Annotated in this window: 11 protein-coding genes; 8 read left to right on the plus strand and 3 right to left on the minus strand. The window is 41.1% G+C overall.

The genetic code is table 11. The features are described 5' to 3' along the window. The first annotated feature begins 19 nt into the window (after window positions 1-19). From IX83_RS00470 to lipA, 5 genes are all read left to right on the plus strand, one after another. Window positions 20-1,255 carry a D-alanyl-D-alanine carboxypeptidase family protein gene (locus IX83_RS00470; RefSeq protein WP_038497902.1) on the plus strand — a complete coding sequence of 412 codons (1,236 nt, stop codon included), beginning with the start codon at window positions 20-22 and terminating at the stop codon, window positions 1,253-1,255. Between the two features lie 15 nt (window positions 1,256-1,270). Continuing rightward, window positions 1,271-2,137 carry a D-amino acid aminotransferase gene (locus tag IX83_RS00475; protein WP_038497905.1) on the plus strand — a complete coding sequence of 289 codons (867 nt, stop codon included), beginning with the start codon at window positions 1,271-1,273 and terminating at the stop codon, window positions 2,135-2,137. Continuing rightward, window positions 2,134-2,436 carry a YbeD family protein gene (locus tag IX83_RS00480; RefSeq protein WP_038497907.1) on the plus strand — a complete coding sequence of 101 codons (303 nt, stop codon included), beginning with the start codon at window positions 2,134-2,136 and terminating at the stop codon, window positions 2,434-2,436. The genes IX83_RS00475 and IX83_RS00480 overlap by 4 nt, the downstream gene beginning before the upstream one ends. A gap of 103 nt (window positions 2,437-2,539) precedes the next feature. After that, window positions 2,540-3,196, plus strand: a complete 657-nt coding sequence (lipB, locus tag IX83_RS00485; RefSeq protein ID WP_038497910.1) for a lipoyl(octanoyl) transferase LipB — start codon at window positions 2,540-2,542, stop codon at window positions 3,194-3,196. Between the two features lie 313 nt (window positions 3,197-3,509). Continuing rightward, window positions 3,510-4,457 (plus strand): lipoyl synthase, encoded by a 948-nt coding sequence (gene lipA / locus IX83_RS00490; RefSeq protein ID WP_038497913.1) that lies wholly within the window; start codon window positions 3,510-3,512, stop codon window positions 4,455-4,457. Window positions 4,458-4,664: 207 nt separating this feature from the next. On the opposite strand, the gene IX83_RS00495 is transcribed toward lipA, so the two are convergent. The 3 genes from IX83_RS00495 to IX83_RS00505 all read right to left on the minus strand — a co-directional run bounded on the left by IX83_RS00495 (window position 4,665) and on the right by IX83_RS00505 (window position 8,845). Then, window positions 4,665-5,450 (minus strand): ChbG/HpnK family deacetylase, encoded by a 786-nt coding sequence (locus IX83_RS00495; protein WP_038497915.1) that lies wholly within the window; start codon window positions 5,448-5,450, stop codon window positions 4,665-4,667. A 572-nt stretch (window positions 5,451-6,022) separates the two neighbouring features. Next, window positions 6,023-7,030, minus strand: a complete 1,008-nt coding sequence (locus IX83_RS00500; protein ID WP_051919620.1) for a glycosyltransferase family 2 protein — start codon at window positions 7,028-7,030, stop codon at window positions 6,023-6,025. A 213-nt stretch (window positions 7,031-7,243) separates the two neighbouring features. After that, the gene (locus IX83_RS00505; protein WP_051918970.1) at window positions 7,244-8,845 is read right to left on the minus strand and encodes an ArnT family glycosyltransferase; all 1,602 of its coding nucleotides are present in this window, start codon (window positions 8,843-8,845) and stop codon (window positions 7,244-7,246) included. 595 nt (window positions 8,846-9,440) lie between these two features. Here IX83_RS00505 and IX83_RS09145 point away from each other — a divergent pair. The 3 genes from IX83_RS09145 to IX83_RS00515 all read left to right on the plus strand — a co-directional run bounded on the left by IX83_RS09145 (window position 9,441) and on the right by IX83_RS00515 (window position 18,668). After that, entirely contained in the window at window positions 9,441-9,641 is a 201-nt protein-coding gene (locus IX83_RS09145) for an ESPR domain-containing protein (protein WP_077315876.1), read from the plus strand. After that, window positions 9,595-17,286, plus strand: coding sequence for an autotransporter domain-containing protein (locus tag IX83_RS00510; RefSeq protein ID WP_143244804.1), 7,692 nt, complete (start codon window positions 9,595-9,597; stop codon window positions 17,284-17,286). Before IX83_RS09145 ends, IX83_RS00510 begins: the two co-directional genes overlap by 47 nt. A gap of 302 nt (window positions 17,287-17,588) precedes the next feature. Next, a complete protein-coding gene (locus IX83_RS00515) occupies window positions 17,589-18,668 on the plus strand; it encodes a Fic family protein (RefSeq protein ID WP_038497921.1) in 1,080 nt (359 codons plus the stop codon). Window positions 18,669-18,819: the final 151 nt, after the last annotated feature.

Here is an 18,819-nt window from a genome sequence, read left to right on the forward strand (position 1 = left end):
AATAAATGGTTGGAATGATATGAAAAAAATAAAACTTTTGGTGTTGATTCTTGTGCTGGTTGTGGTGGCTGTTTTGGTATTGACGGATAGCGGACAGCCTGTTAATCAGGTGAATCGAACGGTTTACACGACCCCGAGTGCGGTTGAAAAAGCGATTCAAAATGCCGATAAAATCAGCTTGAGTGAGATCAGTCATTTTAATCCCCCGCAAGTCAATGCAAAAGCATGGATGTTGTTGGATGTGAATAGCGGTCAAGTTTTGGCTGGTCAAAACGCTAATGAACGCGTGGCACCTGCTTCTTTGACTAAATTAATGACTGCTAGTTTGGTGTTTTCAGCAATTCAAGATCATCGAATTAGTCTGGATCAAAAGGTCACGATTTCTGAACGAGCGTGGCGAACAGGCGGATCGCGTATGTTTATCGAAGTGAATAAAACGGCGACCGTGGGTGAGTTATTACAAGGCTTGATTGTTCAATCGGGTAATGATGCAGCGGTACAGTTAGCGGAATTAGTCGGTGGATCGGTTGAGAATTTTGTTTTGTTAATGAATAAACGTGCCAAAGAATTTGGTATGAATCAAACGCATTATGATGATCCGACTGGACTGCCTTCTGATACGCATTACACAACGGTACATGATTTGGCTATTCTGGCTCAACATATGGTGAAAGATTATCCCGAGTTTTATCATTATTTTAGTCAACAGTCGTTTACATTCAATAAGATTTCGCAGTCAAATCGCAATGGCTTGTTGTTTAAGAATTTAGGTGTAGATGGCTTGAAAACAGGGCATACAGACGATGCGGGATATTGTTTGATCGCCACAGCTTTGAGAAATGATCGTCGTGTGATTTCAATTGTGGTGGGTGCAGATAGTATTCGTGAACGCGAACAAATGAGCGAAACCCTGTTGAATTGGGCGTATGGAATGGTTATGGATAAAGAAATGACAGCTGCTAAAGGTGTCGTTGCCCACGTGCCTGTGTTGGGTGGTCAAGAGAAAACCGTTGCGGCAGGTAGCTTAGAGGCGGTGGTATTGAGTTATCCAGTGGGTCAAGATAACAAAATATCGGTCGTCGCGGTGCCTGAAGCCAATCTTTATGCACCTGTGAAAAAAGGCGAAATACTGGGACAAATCGAGTATCGTTATGATGACAAGGTATTGAAAACGGAGCCTTTGGTCGCTTTAGAAGATATGCCCCAAGCAGGATTTTTTGGGCGTTTATGGGATAGATTGTTGAACGTTTTTTAATAAAAGGTGATAGTCATGATTCAAGGGATTAATGACGATAGAGAAGTTTATTTAAATGGTGAATTTTTGCCACTTTCTCAAGCAAAGATTTCTGTTTTAGATCGTGGATTTATTTTTGGTGACGGCATTTACGAGGTGGTGCCTGCTTATAAAGGAAAACCCTTTCGTTTAGATGAGCATGTCGCTCGTTTGATGAGAAGTTTGTCCAAAATAAAATTGGAAACGGGAAAAACGGCTGAGGACTGGAAAGCCTTGATGAAAGCGATGATTGACCGTTCTGATTATGAAAATACATTTGTTTATTTGCAAGTGACAAGAGGCGTGGCTAAACGTGATCACGCTTTTCCGCGTCCTGCCGTGGCACCGACTATTTTTATGATTGCCTCACCTTTTGATCGTCCATCTGAACATTATCGCGAAGACGGGCTTAGAACCGTGAGTATGGAAGATGTGCGTTGGTTGCATTGTGATATCAAGTCTGTTTCTTTGCTGGGAAATGTGTTGGCAAAAGAATATGCTTTGGAACGTGAGGTGGATGATGTGATTCAATTCCGTGACGGTTATTTGAGCGAGGCATCTTCTGCCAATATTTGGGTGGTCAAAGGCGGTAAGTTATTGGCACCTGTTCGTGATAACTTGATTTTAGAGGGTATTCGCTACGGCTTTATTGAAGAATTGGCTAAAAAAGTAGGTGTGCCGTTTGAAGCAAGAAAAATCTCCAAAGAAGAAGTGGCACAGGCTGATGAAATCATGTTTACATCGGCGACTAAAGAGATTTTGCCTATTACTGAACATGATGGTAAGGCGGTGAATGGCGGTAAACCGGGTCCTGTCTATCGTCAGTTACGTCAAGCTTATGATGAGGTCATTGAACAATTATGACAAAAGATCCAAAAGCAACGTTACAACAGGCACAACGTTTAGAAGAATCGCTTATCGAGTATCCATGCGAGTTTCCGATTAAGGCGATGGGGGTTAATGAACCAGACTTTGCTCAAAAAATCGTGGATTTGGTGAAACAGTTTGATCCTGATTTTGATGCCAGTACTGTGGTGATGAAACCGAGCAGTGGCGGTAAATATCTGGGCTTGACGTTGTTTGTGAATGCTACATCAAGAGAACAATTAGATAATATTTATCGTGCCTTAACATCGCATGAGTTAGTGAAATACGTGTTGTAGCCGATGTTGCCTGCTAGTTCGGATGATGTGAACGTGGTGGGTGAGTTGGCGAGAAGTGCGGTGGATGAGGTGATTCACGACGTGTTGAGATGAGTGAATGAAAATGTCTGATGGTATTGAAGTTCGTTATTTTGCAGGATTGACTCCTTACCAATCTTGCTGGGATGCGATGAAAGCGTTTACTGAACAGCGTGATGAACAGACGACTGATCAGTTGTGGATAGTTGAACATGAGCCTGTGTACACTTTGGGTCAAGCGGGCAAAACAGAACATATTCTTAATCCGGGCAATATTCCAATTGTGAAATGCAATCGTGGCGGACAAGTTACTTATCACGGACCGGGGCAAGTCGTGCTGTATCCTTTGATTGATTTACATCGATACGGTTTGTTTGTGCGTGAATACGTAACTTTGTTGGAAGATGTGGCATTAGATACCTTGCGAGATTTAGGCGTGACAAAGGGGTGTCGCAAAGAGGGGGCCCCAGGTATATATGTGAACATGCCAGAGGGTGATTTGGCGAAAATCGCAGCGTTGGGCGTGAAAGTGACCAAAGGCAGTACCTATCACGGCATGGCATTTAATGTGGATATGGATTTACGTCCGTTTTTAGGCATTAATCCATGCGGGTATGCAGGTATGAGAACGATTGATTTAAAGACATTGGGTATCCAAAAATCTTGGCAGGAAGTCGCAACCATACTTGAACAACATATCTTAAACCGCTTAAAACAGCGAAGACAGGCTGTTGTGGGTTAATGTGAGTACCTATCCAGAAACTTTGTAAGCATGCCTTGATTGCGGTGAGTGATGGGGTGTTTGGATGAGTGATGTTGATTTGATCGATAATCAAGTGAAGTTGGTTTTTTGATAGCTAGGTGAGACAAAAATAGCTGTAATCTGGCTTTGGAGAAATCAAGGACTTTATAAATTGTTAAAATAGGAACGAAGTGCTAACTGACGGATGTGCAAACATTGAAATAGTGCGATGAGTGAAGAGGCAGTTAGACAGATGTTTTGAAATAGTTGCGATAAGTAAATCGTATTAATGAGTACACAAAGAGAATAGAAAATGAGTACAGGAACATATGATCCTACTAAAAAACAAAAGGCTTATGAGAAAGTGTCTCGTATTCCCGTTAAGGTGGTGCATAGTGAGCGTCTGAAAAAACCTGAATGGATTAGAGTAAAAGCGGCGGCTCCCGGTTCTCGTTTTAATGATATTAAGCGAATTTTAAGAGAAAACGAGTTGCATACGGTGTGCGAAGAGGCTTCTTGTCCGAATATTGGAGAGTGTTTTTCTCGAGGCACGGCAACGTTCATGATTATGGGTGATAAATGCACGCGACGTTGTCCGTTCTGTGATGTAGGTCATGGTCGTCCTGATCCATTGGATGAGAAAGAGCCTGAAAACCTCGCTCGTACCATTGGTTTGATGAAATTAAATTATGTCGTGATTACGTCGGTTGATCGTGATGACTTGTTAGATGGCGGTGCAGGCCACTACGTGAATTGTATTAAGTTGATTAGAGAGCGTTCGCCCAATACAAAGATTGAAACATTGGTTCCAGATTTTCGTGGACGTTTAGAAAAAGCGTTGGCGTTGTTTGATGGCTATACGCCTGATGTATTGAATCATAATTTGGAAACAGTGCCTCGTTTGTACAAACAAGCCAGACCTGGTGCGAATTATGAGCATTCTTTGAAATTGCTAAAAGATTTTAAAGCGCTTTATCCTCATGTGACCACAAAATCAGGCTTGATGGTGGGTTTGGGTGAAACAGATGAGGAAATTTTGGAAGTGATGAGAGATTTACGCCGACATAATGTAGAAATGTTGACGATTGGACAGTATCTTCAGCCGTCCGAGCATCACTTGCCCGTATTGCGTTATGTTCATCCTGATACTTTTAAAATGTTTGAAGAAGAAGCTTATAAAATGGGCTTCTTGCACGCAGCGGTAGGAGCGATGGTACGTTCATCTTATCACGCTGATAGTCAAGCAAAAGAAGTGATTTAAACAGTTTGTCACCTGTTTGCCCTGCTTTATGCGGGGCTTTTTTTTGAGTGTTTCGGATTCGAGGAAGTGGGTTGATGATATGTTTGTGTGTCGGAGAACCTGTAGCCTTGAATGATAGTAAACATCAGATGATCGGCTGATGATGGGGAGATATAAGGTTGTTGGCGATTGTGGGTGTAAACATCAGATGATCAAAAAGGGTGGTGTTTATAAGAGATCTTGGATGTTGTGTTGGTTTAAAAACTGAAATTCTAATAAACGTGCGTTGCTAATCTCATCTTCTGACGAATGTGCGTTCATCGCGGGATGACACATGATGATTGCGGGTTCGGTTTTGGCTGCGGTTATCCAGTTTTGCCATAAAGTGGTTAACGTCGTTTCGTCACAATGTTTGAAATGATACACCCCTCCAAAAGCTTGGTTCGTTTGAAATCCTTTTTTTAAGGCAAGTTTTCGCATCTGTCGTCCGCCTAATAAGTAGATAATATGGGCTTTTGCGTTTTTAGTGTGAGCAAAAGGTCGTGTGCTACGAATAAAAGGTAGTTTTTCTTTGGAGTACCTTTTTAAACATTCATTAAGCAGGATGTGACGAATTTGTGCAAATTGATGAACGTGCTGATGGCCATCAATAAAATCGGGTGCGTGATTCCATGTGTCTTCAAATCGGTCCAGCTGTGCTTTAATGCTGTTTTCAATGCTGTAGCGACTTAATGATCGGAAAAAAGTAGTCAAAATAAGTTGCCTAAGCGGCAGGCTAAGGTGTTGTTCGGGGACCAAGTGACTGGTCATGTCAAGGTGTAATCCAATGTACTGAAACCCTTTAGGTGTGTGTGTTTCACGAGTTTTGGTGAGTATAGAACGATGTTCATCTGATAAATGTCCAAACACCATATGGCTACACGCATTGATATGATGTTTTTGAGCCAACAATACAATGGCTTCGTTAATGGCATCATTAAAACCCAAGTCATCAGCATTAATGATTAGTTTCATCAAATTCTATCCTTTAAATCGTTCAACCTCAGCATTCATCAGCGTTTTCATTGCGGTTATCAGAATCATCATCGATGTTAAGTCACCTATTAAGTTACCATAATACTCACGTTGATGAGAGGGTTAACGTTCCAACTTCACTATTCATCAGCGTTTTCATTGCGGTTATCTGAATCATCATCGATGTTAAATCACTTATTAAGTTATCACAATTTCACGTTGATGAGAGGGTTAACGTTCCAACCTCAGCATTCATCAGCGTTTTCATTGCGGTTATCTGAATCATTATCGATGTTAAATCACCTATTAAGTTACCATAATACTCATGTTGATGAGAGGGTTAACGTTCAAACCTCAGCATTCATCATCGTTTTCATTGCGGTTGTCTGAATCATCATCGATGTTAAATTACCTATTAAGTTACCATAATACTCACGTTGATGAGAGGGTTAATGCTCCAACCTCAGTATTCATCGGCGTTTTCATTGTGGTGATTTGAATCATCATCGATGTTAAGTCACCTATTAAGTTACCACAATATTCACATTGATGAGAGTGTTGATGCTCCAACCTCAGCATTCATCAGCGTTTTCATAATGGTTGTGTGAATCGTTATCTGGATGATCGGTGTTTTGTGGTTCAATGATTTTGTTAATGACGTAAAGCGGACGGCCTTTGACTTCGTTATAGATATTGCCAATGTACTCGCCAATCACGCCTAAAGAAATGAGCTGAATGCCTGATAAAAACATCATCCCCGCCGCTAAGGTCGGCCAACCAGGTAAATGATTGCGAGAGGACAGTGTATCTATGATGATGTATATCCCATAGAGAATTGAGCAAAGCGAAATGATCATGCCGATGTGTGACACCCAACGCAAAGGACGTGAGGAAAAGGCCGTGATGCCGACTAGTGCTAATTCAAATAATCGTGAAAAATTGAATTTGCTTTCGCCTTTGATTCTGTCTAATGCTTGAAAAGCGATGTATTCTGTTTTAAAGCCAGCCCAAGCATACAGGCCTTTCATAAAACGTTTTTTCTCGGGCAATTGGTTTAATACGTTGACGACTTTTTTTCTCATCATTCGGAAGTCGGCTGCATTGGCTGGGATTTCAAAATGTTGAGCGTCGGCTACTAAACGATAGAATAAACGTTTGCTGGTGCGTGTCAGCCAAGATTCGTGATGACGGGTGTGTTGAACACCTGCAACCACATCCGCTCCCGCTTTTATGAGGTCAACCATTTGAGGAATTAAGTTGAGGGGATGTTGTCCATCAGGATCCATTAACAACACCATGTCGCCTTGTGCTTGTTCCAGTCCTGCACTGATAGCGGCTTCTTTGCCAAAGTTTCTGGAAAATTGGATAAGTTTGCTGTGATAATCGTTAGGCAAAACGTATTGTGAAAAATGTTGAAAAACAGATTCGGTGCGATCGGTGCTTCCATCGTCAACAATGATGATTTCATGAGGGCCAGCGATGTTTTGAAGACACTGGCTCAGCAAGGGCAAAAATATTTCCAATGAGTCCGCTTCATTGTAAGCAGGAAGAATAACGGAGATCGCAAAGTGATGATTCATGTTGTTGTCTAAAGTTATACCATCGCTTATTTTAACTGTGATTGCGGGTTTTGGCATGACTTTACATCAGCTAAGATTTAAATCATTAGACATTATGAAATTCGACCTGTCTGTACTCACTGATGTATGCTTGTTTTCCGTCCCACGGCAATGTCACCACGCCGTCGTAACCTCAAGCCGCATCCCAACACCCACATCTCTAACGAATAATCATCACGGCTTAGATGATTTGCATCCGTACACGGCATTGATTTTGTCAGGATCGATTTTGGCAAGGATTAAATTTCTGTCTTGATGAATGATGGTGCTGAACGCTCGGATGTCTAATAATGTCAAGCGATTGGGGCTACTCACGATCCAAGAGGGGGTAGAAATTTGGCATAAATCCAAGTGTGAGAGGTCTTTGTACAAATATTCATCTTGTGGTTTAAATAAAACCGTCCCCTCCATTAGCTCACGTTGCCAGTTATCCGTATTCAAAACCTGTTCTTTGTTCCAGTGATCGATGATGTAAACTGGTTTTTTTAATCCCGCATAAAAAGGAAAGGAATAGTAATAATAACCGAGCATATATACCTCATCATTGGCTTGAATAGATGAAGACAAGGTTAGGGCGGCGGGTTGATAGTTTTTAGGGGAACGGAAAGTAAGCCAAATAACCGTCATGATTAAGGCGGTGGCAAAAAAAGTTACCCCTGCAAAATAAGACAAACGTTTGATAGCAGTGATTTTGCAGGCATAATACGCGTCAGCAATCAAATAAGCTAGAAAAAATGTAACGGGAAAAATATAGCCGATTAATTTGGAGTTGGGGATGGAGAAAAAAAGAGTCATCCATAACACCGCCACCCATGCCATTAAACGAATCTGAGCAGAAGGTTTGAAAGGGTGTTGAATGAGGCTTTTGAGCAGCCAATACAAATAAGGCAATACACAAGGCACCAGATAAATTAGGTAAAACCAAGCTGGATTGGGGTTGTTGAAGCTTTCATCGGTATAACGTTCAAAATGTTGCACGATAAAGAAGTAATGAAGAAAGCAGGGGTATTGGATTTGTACCGCGATTAACCATGGCAAGATGATGATCAATAATGTCAGCCAAGCCCAAGGAGCAGCGAGCAAAGGCAACATCAGTCGCCATTGTGCGGTTAAAACTAGCCAAAGACCGATCGCACCCGCAGGCAATACGATGCCGATTAAACCTTTGGCCAAAAAAGCCAATCCCGCTAGGCCATAAGCGACTATTAACCAGCTTTGATGGGGGTGTTGTGCGTTGATCAGTAAGGCACAATGCACGAAACAAACGATACACGCACTAATCAAGCCAGCTACCAGCATGTCTAAATTCGCATATTCGGCTCCCATAAATAACAAGGGTAAGGTGCTGGCAATGATGAGGTATAGCAAGGCAGTTCGTGGGTGTTGGTGTTTTTTGATTAAAAAATAGAAACTAAATATCCCAATCAAAGCCCCTAAAATCGGGGTTAAACGTGCCGCATATTCATGATGTCCAAAAATATTGAGGAACAAAGCGGTTAGCCAATACATCAAAGGCGGTTTATGAAAAAAAGGCTGATCATTTAAGGTGGGAATCAGGTAATTGCCTGAACGTATCATTTCCCAAGCGACCCCCACATATCGCCCCTCATCAGGGATTAAAAAAGGACGACTCCACGCATACAGAAAAAACCACAGAAAAACGCCTACTATCAGCCAAATACTGGATATTTTTTCACCACGATTCAGTAAACGATGGCAAAAGTCAAAAAGAAAAGCAAACTTGTGTTGAATGGTTTCGTTCGTACGATTGGGCATATTGGCTCACTGATTAAATGGGGTGACGAGGATGTGAAACGAGCATTTTAACATTCCCCAGATAGATTGTTGCAGCGAATGAGACGATTGGAGGGAGAGACAGCCCCCGCACCAGAGTGAAGTCGTGGCGGGATGATTGCAGCGAATGAGACGATTGGAGAGAGAGGCAGCCCTGCACCAGAGTGAAGTCGTGGCGGGATGATTGTAGCGAATGAGACGATTGAGGGAGCAATGATCTGAAAAGCATCGTTTAAGCATCGCAGATAGATCAAAACCTATGCAATGCAAGAAGTCTTAAAGATAATCTATTATTAAATCAGAAGATTTTGAATTGTTAGGTTGCAAAAAAAGCAACGCTTGTATTTCATAAATATTTCATTTTCATCGGGGAGGGGGTAGGCCTAAAAACAAGGGTTAACTATATGAAAAATAAGTAAGATGGGGTGTTTGGCTGACAAGAGTTAAATTGTTGGTCTTTGTTCTAGGCAAAGGACTACTATAAAATATAGGGTAGTTAGAACTTTTCTCTGAAAAAGTGAAAGGTAATGAAAATAATTATTGGTACTTACAAGAGTTTCTTATAGAGGGAATCGTTATGAATCGCCATTATAAAACAGTCTGGAGTCATGCCCGTCAACAGTGGGTGGTAACCTCTGAGTTAGCTAAATCTCATTCTAAATCCTCACGTTCGTCTGTTGTTAAAGCTGCAATAGCCACGTCTTTACTAGCTTTGGCAAGTGGTACAGCCTTTGCAGAGTGTACGGGGGGGTACAGCCACGATAACTTGTACAGGTGATACAGCTGGTCAACGCCAAAAAATCACCGATGACAATACGATATTTACTGTTGATTCAGGGGCTTCATTGAAGATAACAGGTGCTGAAGATAAAAGAGCTGGTTTAGAAACGACCCTTGATTATTCTGGATCAGGAAGTGGTCTTGGTGTAGTCATTGATTTAGATAATAAGAATTATAGCGGAACGAATAATGTTAATAATGCCACAATTATCAACAAAGGAACGATAGCTTGGAATGAAGCGAATAAAACAGGTGAACTTATCAAGTTCGGTAAAATAGGTTCGCAAGCACCTACAGCTACCAAGCTTTCTTTGACGAACGAGGCAGATGCCACCATTTCGCTAGATGTTGGGGATAGTAGTAAAGCATCTAAAGTAAGAGTTATCCATACGGCAGTTTATCCTGATAATCCTACTGATCCTAATGATTATTCTACAAGCATCATTAATAAAGGTACAATTTCTGCGACGAATGCGACTACCCCAGTTTCTAGTAGTGGCATAATGCAAGGCATTTATGCGGGTAACTATAACCCTAGCGTGACTAACTCAGGTACGATCTCCGTAAAATCAACAGATGCCAAAGTTGACGTAGATGGGCTTTTATTTAATACGACGACGGTTACTAATGGTCAGCCGATTGTTAATAATGAGGCAGGCGGTAAGATTACAGTTGAGGGTTTAAAGCAGTCTTCTGGTGTAAGAAGCACAACAGCTCAAAGTGCATTAGAAATGACCAATGCGGGTGAGATAACCGTTACTGGTCAAAAATCTTATGGCATTAACACAACGACCAATAACGGTGCGACAACAATCGAGAATAAAGGTAAGATTACAAGTAAAGGGGTGTTAGCAGGCCAAACCCTTGCCGAAGCTTATGGTGTGTATATAAATAGTCAATACAATGGTTATTCTAAAGCAGACGGTAATTTGACGGTTGGTGTGACGAATGAAGGTACGATAGACGTATCCTCTGAAATAGGGACTGCGACGACCATAGCAACCACAGACAGAAATAAATTCAGTAAGGCGGTGGGTGTTTATGGATATATTTCTGGTACAGATAATGATGTCACCCTTACTAATAAAGGGACTGGTAGTGCGATTAAGGTAACAGGTCCTCAAGCAGTGGGGATGTATGCTTCTGTAAATGCTGCAGGTAATGCGACTACCACAAATGAAGGTAATATAACGGTTACGCAAAACGCCAAAGGAATCCAGGAAGATTTATATTTGTATAGTAATTCAGTCGGTATGTATGCATTTTCTAGAGAAGGTAATGCGACCGCTGTCAATACAGGTACTATTACGCTTAAAGGCGAAGAGTCGAATGGACAGTCCTCTTATTATGATAGTAAGGAGATATCAGGAAGTACAAATAATAATACAGAATCTGGGCTGTATCCCGATAACCCCAAATTAGTGGGTATTATGGCAAATGGTCAAAATGCTACTGTAACGAATAGTGCTTCAATTAACGCCACATCAACGCTTTACGGCGTTCGTTCGGTGGGTATTGCACTTGAATTTGCCCCGAATGAAAGTTATAGACGTAAATCACTTTCCAATTATGAGGTTAAAAATAGTGGTGCTATTGATGTTTCTGGTGTGGGAGCAGGCGGTATTCTTGGTAGATCGTTTGGTAAGATTACTATTACCAATGAAGCAACAGGAACGATTAAGGCTACTTCAAATTCGTATGCTGGGGTAGATACCACTAAAACGAAGATTGATAATGCGGTAGGGATTCAAGGCTTCTCTTTCACAAACGATGTAAGCATTGATAACAAAGCCGATGTGACGGCCACAGCGAATGATACTTCTACCAATCTTAACGGCGGTGCATTTGGTATCTATGGTGCAGCAGCTGCTTCCATTACATCTCGTAATAATACGGCTCCATTATCTGGCAATCTCACTATTAAGAATACAGGAAATGTCAAAGTATCTGGTCAAACATCGACAGTAGGTATTTTTGGTGAGTCTTATAACAATACTTATTTTAAGGATCCAACAACTGTTAAGATTGAGAACTCTGGCGATATTAGCATTACGAAAAATCCTAGCTCTTCGACTTCCTTTGCGGCAGGTATTTATGCCAGTGCAAACACCACTACTTCAACTGTTGAGGTAAAAAATACCGCCTCAAAACTTGATATTAATGCAAATACGGCGACTGACAATGCTAAATCAGCAACAAGCCGTTCTTCAGCTGAGATGCAAGGAATCATTGCTAAAGGAAAATCAGCAAAAGTGGAGAATAGTGCCGTTATTACCGCTAATTCAAATTTAGCTGGATTAAATATGACGGGGATTCGATTGTACGCAGGCGACGGTGATGCTACCCTGACCAATACCGCTAAGATTACCGCTACCCAGACAGGGAAAATGGAAGCTAGCGCCACTTATCCAACGGGTGATGATATCTATTCCGCAGCGATTAAGGTAACAAACCGAGGAGCTACTGAGATTAAGAACAACGGTGCCATAAGCTTAGCAGGTAACTTGGTATCGGATGTATCTTCAGTATTTAATAATGCAGGTAATAGCCAAAATCTCAATAATATCTACAGTGATTATGTCAGAAAACTGATGGGTATCTATGTCAAAAATTATTCTAGTACAGATACACCAACAGTTGAAAACACGGGCGATATTAAAGGTGAGTCTAAACTATTTGCTACCCAGATTACTGGTGTTTATGTAAATAGTAACAGTGTAGCCACAGATGGGGTTATTAAAAATACAGGTGGAGAAATTGACCTTAAAGGTGCCTCTGCAGTGGGCTTGATGTCCTATGCAAATAAAGGTAAAGCAGAGATTACGTCAACAGGTACTAAGATTAAAGTCACCTCTCAAGCCAATACAGAAGCTGATGCAGCGAGTAAGTCGGAATTCTTACGCGTAGGCCCTGCAGTAGGGATTTATGCCCGCTCAACAAGTGGTGTGGCTAACATTACGAACCAAGCGGTAATCGAGGCAGAAGGTCCTACTGCAACCGCCATAGAAACTTATTCTGGTAGTAATACCACAAGCGTGACTAATGGGGCTGCTTTAACGGTAACAGGTAATGTAGCAACAGGGATTAAAGCTTATGGCAGTACCACTGCTGCAGGCGAAGCTACTAAAGTTACTAACTCAGCTGATATTACGATTACTCGCACTCCATCTAATACGACCACTAGTAGTGCAGCGATTTATGCACAAGCAGGTGGTAAGGGTGATGTAAAAGTTGAGAATACTAATACTGCCAGTAAGATTACCTTAACGGCAAATGCCGCGAGTGACAATACAACTGGCGGTGGTACCTTGTATGGTATTTATGCTTCAGGACAAGGTAAAAGTACGGTTGTCAATAAGGCAACGATTGTCGGTAATTCTAATCTAACAAGTCAATCCATTACAGGTATCTATGCTTCTGCAAGTAGTTTAGCAGCAGGTGATGTAAGTGTTGATACGGATAAAGATATAAACTTAACAGCGAGAACAGTCACTGGTATTAGTGCACAAAATGGCAATGGCAGTACCGCACTTAACTTAACAAAAGGCAATATTACGGTTACCGCTCAACCTGTAACATCGAATACAAGCTACGGTAGTGATACAGTAGGTTCGGCAACAGGTATCCAAGTAAGTGCTTCAGGAACAGGCAATGAAGCTAAAGTTGAAAATGCTGTGGCAGTGATGGCTAAAGCTATTGTCGATGCAGCGACTTATGGAGCAAGTGTCGGTAAGTATGAAACCGCACTCGGCATTAAAGTTAATGGCGGATCTGGTACGAATGCAACGCTAGTGAACAAGGGTGCGATTACCACTGAAGGGGCATCTTCTATTGGTTTAATGGCTACGGCATATTCTAGTACAACAATTGCAAAAGTTGAAAACAATGCCGCGATTACTACCACTCAGAAAGGTAAAAATATCAGTGGTGTAGCGTCTAATATTTCAGCGGCAATCATGGGCACTGCTCAGTATGCTAACGTAGATGTTACTAACAATGGTGCAATTACCTTAAATGGCGAAGCTCTTTCAGATGATACAACTGTTGCTACAACTCCTACATTAAGCACGACTGAATCGAAATTAGTCGGTATTTATGGTGAATTAACTAACAGTAGTAACACTAAAGAGTTAACTGTTAAGAATAACGCTGCCATAACAGGTACGTCAACACTTGATAGTACCTCAGTGGTGGGTGTGCTAGCGACCTCAGAAGGAAATGGCACAGTTAAGATCATTAACGATACTAGTGATAGCACTATTAACTTAACAGGTGCTTCAGTAGCAGGTTTGATGACCTCAGGTGGTCAAAACATTGATATTCAGTCTAAAGGCGGTGATATTACTGTAACAGCAACGGCTGACAAAGGTGTTGCAAAAGGTATCTTTATCAATACGAACTCTGCCGTTATTACAGGTACTTCTGATTTAACCAATAAAGCATTAGTAGGTATTCGTGCGGCTAGTAATGGCAGTGGTGGTGCAAGCGTTACCAACAAAGGTAATATTGCACTTACACATGACCAATCGGCTGTTCAAGGTAATAAGCAAGGCTTTGAAAGTGTAGGTATCTACGCAAGTTCTTCAACTAGTGTGGCGAAAATTGAGAACACTGGTGCAACGGTTACTGTTGAGAATCCAATATCTTTTGGTCAAGTAAATTCACGTGCTTTGAAAGCAGAAGGTGCAACTAAGGCTGAAGTAACGAATGATAGTGCTTTGACTATTAAGAAAACAGCTTCCGTATATGCAGAAGGAATCAGAGCAACTGCTAATGCTACTACAGGAACCGCCACGGTGAATAACAAAGGTGAGATTAATGTAGAGTCTAGTGCTAGTAACGCTTATGCTGCGGGTATTTACAGCACTGCAGGTGAAGTAACTGTGGAGAATACAGCTAATATTACTTCCGTTGCAGATAGCTCGAATAATTATGCTGCAGGCATTGTGTCGACTAACAGTTCAGCAACGGATGTTACGCTTAAAAACTTAAATAATGCGGTCATTAAAGCCACTAATAATGGCACTGGTAGTGCTAGAGGTATTTATGCGACTGCATCAACTACGAAAGGTACCGTTAAGATTGAAACGGCAGCAGGGACTAGTATTGTTACTGACAATGCTGCAGGTAAAGCACAGGGTCTTTATGTAGCTAGCGCACTAAATAGTAATATCCAGAATAATGGTACTATTACAGCAACCACTGCAAAAGATGCTTATGGTATTCAAGATGGTAGCTTAAATAGCGTCATTACAAATACGGCAGATATTAAAGCAACAGGCACTTCTTCTGCTTATGGTATGTACGTTGAAAACACAACTTCGAAAACGGTAGGTGGAACAACAAAACAACAATGTTTTGGTAATTTCTGCTTTGATGTTACTGAAGGTGGTACTAACGTATTCACTTCTAACTTAGTGTCTAGCAATATTACCAACGATGCGAATCTAACCGTTAAGGCTAATAATGCCACGGATTCGGCTGGTATTTATGTTGGTTTTGGAGCTGATACGACAGCTGCTTCGATTACTAACACGAAAACCATTGAACTTACTGGCTCATCAGATAAAGCAACGTCATTACGTCGCAGTGCGATTACATTTGCTAGTGATGGTAATACCGCGAAGGCTACATTCACGGTGGATAACAGTGGTACGATCCAATCTGATGATAATAGCTATGCGATTACATTAAGCCAGATAGCTAATCCAGCTACTGGTGCTATCGAAGACAATGAAACAAACATCGCCATTACCAATACCGGAACGATTAGCTCGGCGTTAGGTGTGAAAACACAAGCTGGTGCGGATAGTTATACTCAGACAGGTTCAAACTCTATGTTTGAGGGTGTGCTAGATATGGATAAAGGCGATGATGTAGCAACTTTCGAAGATGGATACATTATCGGCAAGATCTATATGGGTGAAGGTAGTGATACGGTTTCGATTGCGTCTAATGTTGATACTACTGGTTTAACCGTCTTAGATGGTGGCGATGATTATGGTACTGCAGATGGCTGGGTAGATACGCTAATCTTAAACGGTGAGCGTCAGATCTTCACGGATAATCAAGGAACGACCGCTACTTCTCGTGCTGGCAATACAGGAATAAACCTATTGGATTGGGAAAACATCGATTTGGGTGATGGCACGACAGAATCTGTTGCAACCTTAGCAGGTAACTTAGAGGCTGAAACAGTCAACATTGCAAATAATGCTACCTTGAAGATGAGTGAAGATATTAATTCTCCAACGATCAAGGGTAGTGTTGTCAACTCAGGTACGATTGACCTAACAGGTAATAAACAAACAGGCGATACCCTTACTATCGATGGTAACTATACAGGTAATAGCGGCAGTACGATTAAACTTAACTTTGTACTCAATGATGACAAAGAGTTTGCAGCTTCTGACAATGTCGTTATTACGGGTACCGCTTCTGGTGAATCAACAGTAGAGTTACTTGGAGAAGATAATACGGCTGTCGTGTTAGACGGTAATGCGGAAGAAGTTAGCTTGGCAACAAGCAAATTACCGATTATCTCTGTTCAAGGAAATAGTGACTTCCAAGTGACTGACTTTAAACTAACAGGTACATTAGAGACAACAGGTGCATCTGATGTTAAGTTGGTAAGAAACGGTGCAAATAACTACTACTGGGGACCTAGTTATGCTTGGGTAACTAACCGAGTGGGTGCAAACGCGACTAACTACTTAGGTATGATTCGCGTCAACCAAGAACAAGGCTTTATGACACTTTCTACGTATCATGAACGCCGTGGCGATAATATTTACACCTATCCAGAAAACAAACAAAGCTGGGGACGTATCTATGGTCGTCATATTTCTCAAGATGGTGCACAGTTTATCGGTTTAGATACAAACTTCTATGGTATCCAAATCGGCCATGACTTCCGTATTCGTTATAACGAAAATGGCAGACGTGATCAAACAGGCGTGTACTTTGCTTATAACCAAGCATCAGCTGATTTCATGAACTATACACGCGATGATCCTAAGACTGGTCGCGGTACGGCTAAGAACTTCAGCTTAGGTATTACTCATACTCGTCTATACGCGAATATGACATACATTGACTTAGTTGCTCAAGTTTCGCATACACGCAACAAATATAAACCGATTGCTAAAGAGGCGAGAGGTCAAGACACTTGGGGTTATGCGTTATCTGCTGAATACGGTCGTCCATTCGTGATTAATGAGCGTCGTGCTTTGGATAATGCTTATACTACTCGTTGGACAATTGAACCACAAGCTCAATTAGTGTATCAGTATATGCACATGAATGATTTCCGTGATGAAACACGTGAAATTGCTACGAATGTCCAACACGCCTTGAGAGGTCGCTTGGGTGCAAGAGCGGTTTACCATACCAATGAGAAAAATACCGTGTATGCAGTGGCTAATATTTGGCATGATTTCTTGAAACCAAGAAAAATGAATATTGGTGAAGATGCGATACGTGAAACTTACGCCTCAACATGGGGTGAACTCGGTGTGGGTAGTTCAATGAAGTTTAACCGCAATACCGCTATCTATGGCGATGTACGCTATGAACGTAGTTTATCAGGTACTAAACGCCATGGTGTGAGAGGTACTGTAGGATTGAGCTACAACTGGAAATAATTTTTCTAAGTAACTAATCTCCTCCCATATTCCTCCCTAGCCCCAATACTAGGGAGGTTTTTTTGTGCACGTGGTGGATCTCATGCACAAAAAATCGCAAAATTTGTGCACGTGGTAGATCTCATGCACAAAAAATCGCAAAATTTGTGCACGTGGTAGGTCTCATGCACAAAAAATCGCAAAATTTGTGCACGTGGTAGATCTCATGCACAAGAAATCGCAAAATTTGTGCATATGGTAGATCTCATGCACAAAAAATCGTAAAATTTGTGCATATGAAATGTTGATGAATGAGGTGGATCATGGGGCAGGAGAAAACTTATCAGTTACCTGATTTATTTAATCTGGGCAATATTGAAAATAAAACTATTTTAAAAGCGTGTAATGTGGCTCATCAAGCACTAGGGGAGCTGAAAGGGGTGGTGCATAGCATGCCAAACCAAAATATTTTGCTGACAACATTGCCGATACAAGAAGCAAAGGAAAGTTCTGCCATAGAAAATATTATCACCACCCAAGATGATCTATATAAAAGTAATGCCGATAATTTAGAGTTTCCCTCGATTGCCGCGAAAGAGGTGCATCGTTATGGTTTAGCGATGGCAATTGGTTATGAACAGGTTAAGCAACATAAATTAATCACATTAAGATTAATTAAAGATGTACAAGAGCGATTAGAGGGAAATAACGCGGGTTTTCGCCAACAAGCGGGTACTGCTTTGATTAATCAACACACTGGGGAAACGGTTTACACGCCCCCACAATTACCGTCTGAAATTGAAAATGGTATGGCAAAACTGACTGAGTTTATCAATAATTCAGAACAAATTGATTATGATCCATTGGTTAAAATGGCATTAATTCATCATCAGTTTGAAAGTATTCATCCATTTTATGATGGTAATGGTCGAACAGGTCGAATTATCAATATTCTTTACCTTATCCAACAAGATCTGTTGGAAACCCCTATTTTGTACCTTTCACGTTATATTAATCAGCATAAAGAACAATATTATCGATTAATTCAACAAGTCAGAGATACGCAAAATTGGGAAGAGTGGATTTTGTTCATACTCCAAGGCATTGCTCAAACAGCGAAACAAACAACCGTATTGATTAATCAAATCAAAGAATTTATGCAAAAACATAAGCACCTCATTCGCCGTGAATTACCTAAGATTTACAGTCATGAACTTATCAATAATATTTATCAGTATCCTTATACAAAAATTGATTTTGTTGCCAGAGACTGTCGTATTCATCGCAATACTGCAAGTAAGTATTTAGAAGAACTGGTCAAACTCGGGGTGCTGAAAAAAGAAAAAATAGGTAAAGATAATTTTTATATCAATACCAATTTATTTAATTTGTTGGGGGAGTAAGCAAAAACCCACAGCAACAATCGCCATGGGTTTGGGTTGATTAGAAGTAGTCGTTTATCGTTCCTACTAAGATGATGAGGGTGAGGGCAGCTAGTGACAAGGCGAAAAAAGAACGCTCTTGCCTTAAACATAAATGCACAATCTAGAAAAA

Origin of the sequence: Basilea psittacipulmonis DSM 24701, from assembly GCF_000743945.1 — a bacterium.
GTDB lineage: Bacteria > Pseudomonadota > Gammaproteobacteria > Burkholderiales > Burkholderiaceae_B > Basilea > Basilea psittacipulmonis.